Consider the following 3,865-nt stretch of genomic DNA (forward strand, 5'->3'; position numbering starts at 1 on the left):
CGTGTCGTACGGGCGGACGGCTCAGGCCGTCTTCTCCTGCGGCGGAACGCCGCTGCCGCCGCGCTGCTTCGCCAGCCGGGAGCGCGGCACCAGCGTCGGGTTCACATTCGAGCGGACGACGTCCTCGGTGATCACCACGCGGCCGACGTCCTGGCGCGAGGGCACCTCGTACATCACCGACATCAGGACCTCCTCCATGATGGCGCGCAGACCGCGCGCCCCGGTGCCGCGCAGGATCGCCTGATCGGCGATCGCCTCCAGCGCGGGGAGGTCGAACTCCAGCTCCACACCGTCCAGTTCGAACAGCCGCTGATACTGCTTGACCAGCGCGTTGCGCGGCTCGACCAGAATCCGCAGCAGCGCCTCGCGGTCGAGATTGTGCACCGAGGTGATGATCGGCAGCCGGCCGATGAATTCCGGGATCATCCCGTACTTCACCAGGTCCTCCGGCAGCGCGTCCGAGAGCAGTTCCGCCGTGTCCCGTTCCCGCTTGGAGCGGATATCCGCACCGAAACCGATGCCGCGGCCGCCCGAACGGGCCCGGATGATCTCGTCCAGACCCGCGAACGCGCCGCCCACGATAAACAGCACATTCGAGGTGTCGATCTGGAGGAACTCCTGATGCGGGTGCTTGCGCCCGCCCTGCGGCGGGACCGCCGCCGTCGTCCCCTCCAGGATTTTCAGCAGCGCCTGCTGCACACCCTCACCGGAGACATCGCGGGTGATCGACGGATTCTCGCTCTTGCGGGCGACCTTGTCGATCTCGTCGATGTAGATGATGCCCTGCTCGGCCTTCTTGATGTCGTAGTCGGCCGCCTGGATCAGCTTCAGCAGGATGTTCTCGACATCCTCGCCGACATAGCCCGCCTCGGTCAGCGCCGTCGCGTCCGTGATGGCGAAGGGGACGTTCAGCATCCGGGCCAGGGTCTGGGCCAGCAGCGTCTTTCCCGAGCCGGTCGGGCCGAGCAGCAGGATGTTGGACTTGCCGAGCTCGATCTCCTCGTCGCGCGCCGCGCCCGCGTCGGTCTCGCTCGCCCGCACCCGCTTGTAATGGTTGTAGACGGCCACCGACAGGGCCCGCTTGGCGTCGTCCTGGCCGACCACATAACTTTCGAGGAAGTCGTAGATCTCCCGCGGCTTCGGCAGCTCGCTCAGCTCCGAACCGGGCGACTCCGCCAGCTCTTCCTCGATGATCTCGTTGCACAGGTCGATGCATTCATCGCAGATATAGACCCCCGGACCCGCGATGAGCTTCTTCACCTGTTTCTGGCTCTTGCCGCAGAACGAGCACTTGAGCAGATCGCCGCCATCACCGATGCGTGCCACGAGGTGCTTCCCCTTCGCCTGCGCACCGCCGGGGAGACGGTGCCTGGTGCTTGCTTAGACGACGGTACCCTGTCGCCCCGACGGAATGGCCCCCCTTGGCGGGAATCCCCCGTCCCGGGGGCCTTCCCGTCCAAAAGGGGCGGCCAGTTACAGCCTTGTCGTACTGCTTCTCGCTTGCCCGTTGCGGTCGTGCCGCGCCGGTCAGACCGAGACGGTGGAACGGGTGGTGACGATCTGGTCGATCAGCCCGTACTCCACGGCCTCCTTGGCCGTGAGGATCTTGTCCCGCTCGATGTCGTCGCGGATCTGCTCGATCGGCCGGGTGGAGTGCTTGGCCAGCATCTCCTCCAGCTGGTCGCGCATCCGCTGCACCTCGCGGGCGGCGATCTCCAGGTCGGACACCTGACCGCGGCCGGTCTCGGAGTACGGCTGGTGGATCAGCACCCGGGCGTTCGGCAGCGCCAGCCGCTTGCCGGGGGTACCGGCCGCCAGCAGCACCGCCGCGGCGGAGGCCGCCTGGCCCATGCACACGGTCTGGATCTCCGGCTTGACGAAGTCCATCGTGTCGTAGATGGCGGTCAGCGCGGTGAACGAGCCGCCGGGGCTGTTGATGTAGATCTGGATGTCCCGGTCCGGGTCCATCGACTCCAGGCACAGCAGCTGCGCCATGACGTCGTTGGCCGAGGCGTCGTCGATCTGCACGCCGAGGAAGATCACCCGCTCCTCGAAGAGCTTGGCGTACGGGTCGTACTCGCGCACACCCTGCGAGGTGCGCTCGACGAAGCGCGGGACGATGTAACGGGACTCGGCCGGGAGACGGTCGTAGAGCCCGGAGCCGGGGAACCGCTGGGAAGAGGTCATGTGGTGTTCTACCGCCTTAGGAAGGGCCTGCGAAGCGAGGGAGGGGTACGGATGCGGCTCAGGCGCCCGTACCGCCGCCGCCGGTGATGTCGGCCGCGCTGGTGATGACCCGGTCCAGCAGACCGTAGTCGCGGGCCTCCTCCGCGTTGAACCAGCGGTCGCGGTCGGCGTCGCGCTCCCACTGCTCCTCGGACTGGCCCGAGTGCAGGGCGGAGAGCTTCGCCATCTTGCGCTTGGTGCGCAGCAGCTGCTCGGCGTGGATCTTGATGTCCGAGGCGGAGCCGGCCAGGCCCGCGGACGGCTGGTGGATGAGGATCTCCGCGTTCGGCAGCGCGAAGCGCTTGCCGGGAGCACCGGCGGTCAGCAGGAACTGACCCATCGAGGCGGCCATGCCCATCGCGATGGTGACCACGTCGTTCTTCACGTACTGCATGGTGTCGTAGATCGCCATGCCCGCCGTGATCGAGCCGCCGGGGCTGTTGATGTAAAGGAAGATGTCCTTGTCGGGGTCCGCGGCGAGCAGCAGCAGCTGCGCGGTGATCTTGTTGGCGATGTCGTCGTCGACCGGCTGGCCGAGGAAGATGATGCGCTCGTCGAGCAGCCGGTTGTAGACCTGGTCGCCGAGGCCGCCGTGGGAGGGCTCGGCGGCGGCGGAGGGCATGGGGAGCGTCACGTATCCACCTGCTCGTTGTCGGACGGCGGCACTGTCGCCAGGCCGTCGCATGGCTTTAGCGTTGTACTTCTTACGGACCCTAACGCGCGGCGCCGCCCGACCCGTCCCGGCCAGGGAACTGTTCGCTGTGAGCGCAGGGTGCCGGAGCGCGGGGCGGCCGGGGGTGCGCGACGGGGCCGGACATTGTCATATCCGGCCCCGTCCCTGACGCTTCCGCGCTCGCCCGCGCGGTGGGAGATCAGTCCTTGTCGGCCTTCTCGGCCTTGTCGCCGGCCTCCGCGGCGGCGCCGTCGGTGGTCTCCTCGACGACCTCGGCGGCGGCCTCGGTGGTCTCGGCGGCGTCCTCGTCCTCGTCGTCCAGGTGGACGGGCTCACCGTTGGTGTCGGTCACCTTGACCGCCTCCACGACGGTGGCCAGCGCCTTGCCGCGGCTGACCTCGCCGACGAGCATCGGCACCTGGCCGCCCTCGACGACGGCCTGCGCGAACTGGTCGGGGGACATGCCCGAGGACTGCGCCCGGCGCACCAGGTGCTCGGTCAGTTCCTCCTGGCTGACGGTGAGGTTCTCCGTCTTGGCGATCTGGTCCAGCACGAACTGGGTGCGGATGCCCTTCTCGGCCTGCTCCTTGAGCTCGGCCTCGAACTCCTCGGTGGTCTTGTCCTGGAGCTTCAGGTACGCGTCCAGGTCCATCCCGAGCTGGCCGAGCTGGTGGTGCTCCAGGTTGTGCTTGCGGGTCTCGACCTCGTCCTGGAGCAGCTTCTCCGGCATCGGGACCTCGACCAGCTCCAGCAGCGCGTCGAGGACCTTCTCCTGCGCCTCGGTGGCCTGCTGGTACTTCTTCTGGTCGGCGAGCCGGCGGCGGCTGTCCGCGCGCAGCTCCTCCAGGGTGTCGAACTCGCTCGCCAGCTGGGCGAACTCGTCGTCCAGCTCCGGCAGCTCGCGCGCGGAGACGGAGATCACCTGGACTGTGAGCTCGGCCTCGCGGCCGGGCGCCGAGCCGCCCA

The 3,865-nt window shown here is 68.2% G+C and carries 4 protein-coding genes; all 4 read right to left on the reverse strand.

The window, feature by feature from the left end; all coding sequences use genetic code 11:
- Positions 1–21 precede the first annotated feature (21 nt).
- Positions 22–1,326, reverse strand: a complete 1,305-nt coding sequence (gene clpX / locus ACFV5N_RS25535) for an ATP-dependent Clp protease ATP-binding subunit ClpX (protein ID WP_385604220.1) — start codon at positions 1,324–1,326, stop codon at positions 22–24.
- Positions 1,327–1,527: 201 nt separating this feature from the next.
- Positions 1,528–2,187, reverse strand: coding sequence for an ATP-dependent Clp protease proteolytic subunit (locus ACFV5N_RS25540; RefSeq protein ID WP_019432845.1), 660 nt, complete (start codon positions 2,185–2,187; stop codon positions 1,528–1,530).
- Positions 2,188–2,245: 58 nt separating this feature from the next.
- Complete coding sequence (locus ACFV5N_RS25545) at positions 2,246–2,911, reverse strand: ATP-dependent Clp protease proteolytic subunit (RefSeq protein WP_086024446.1); 666 nt, start codon at positions 2,909–2,911, stop codon at positions 2,246–2,248.
- A 187-nt stretch (positions 2,912–3,098) separates the two neighbouring features.
- Positions 3,099–3,865 (reverse strand): trigger factor (locus tag ACFV5N_RS25550; RefSeq protein ID WP_385604224.1); only part of this gene is annotated, 767 nt, incomplete at its 5' end.

This window comes from Streptomyces sp. NPDC059853 (assembly GCF_042731495.1).
GTDB lineage: Bacteria > Actinomycetota > Actinomycetes > Streptomycetales > Streptomycetaceae > Streptomyces.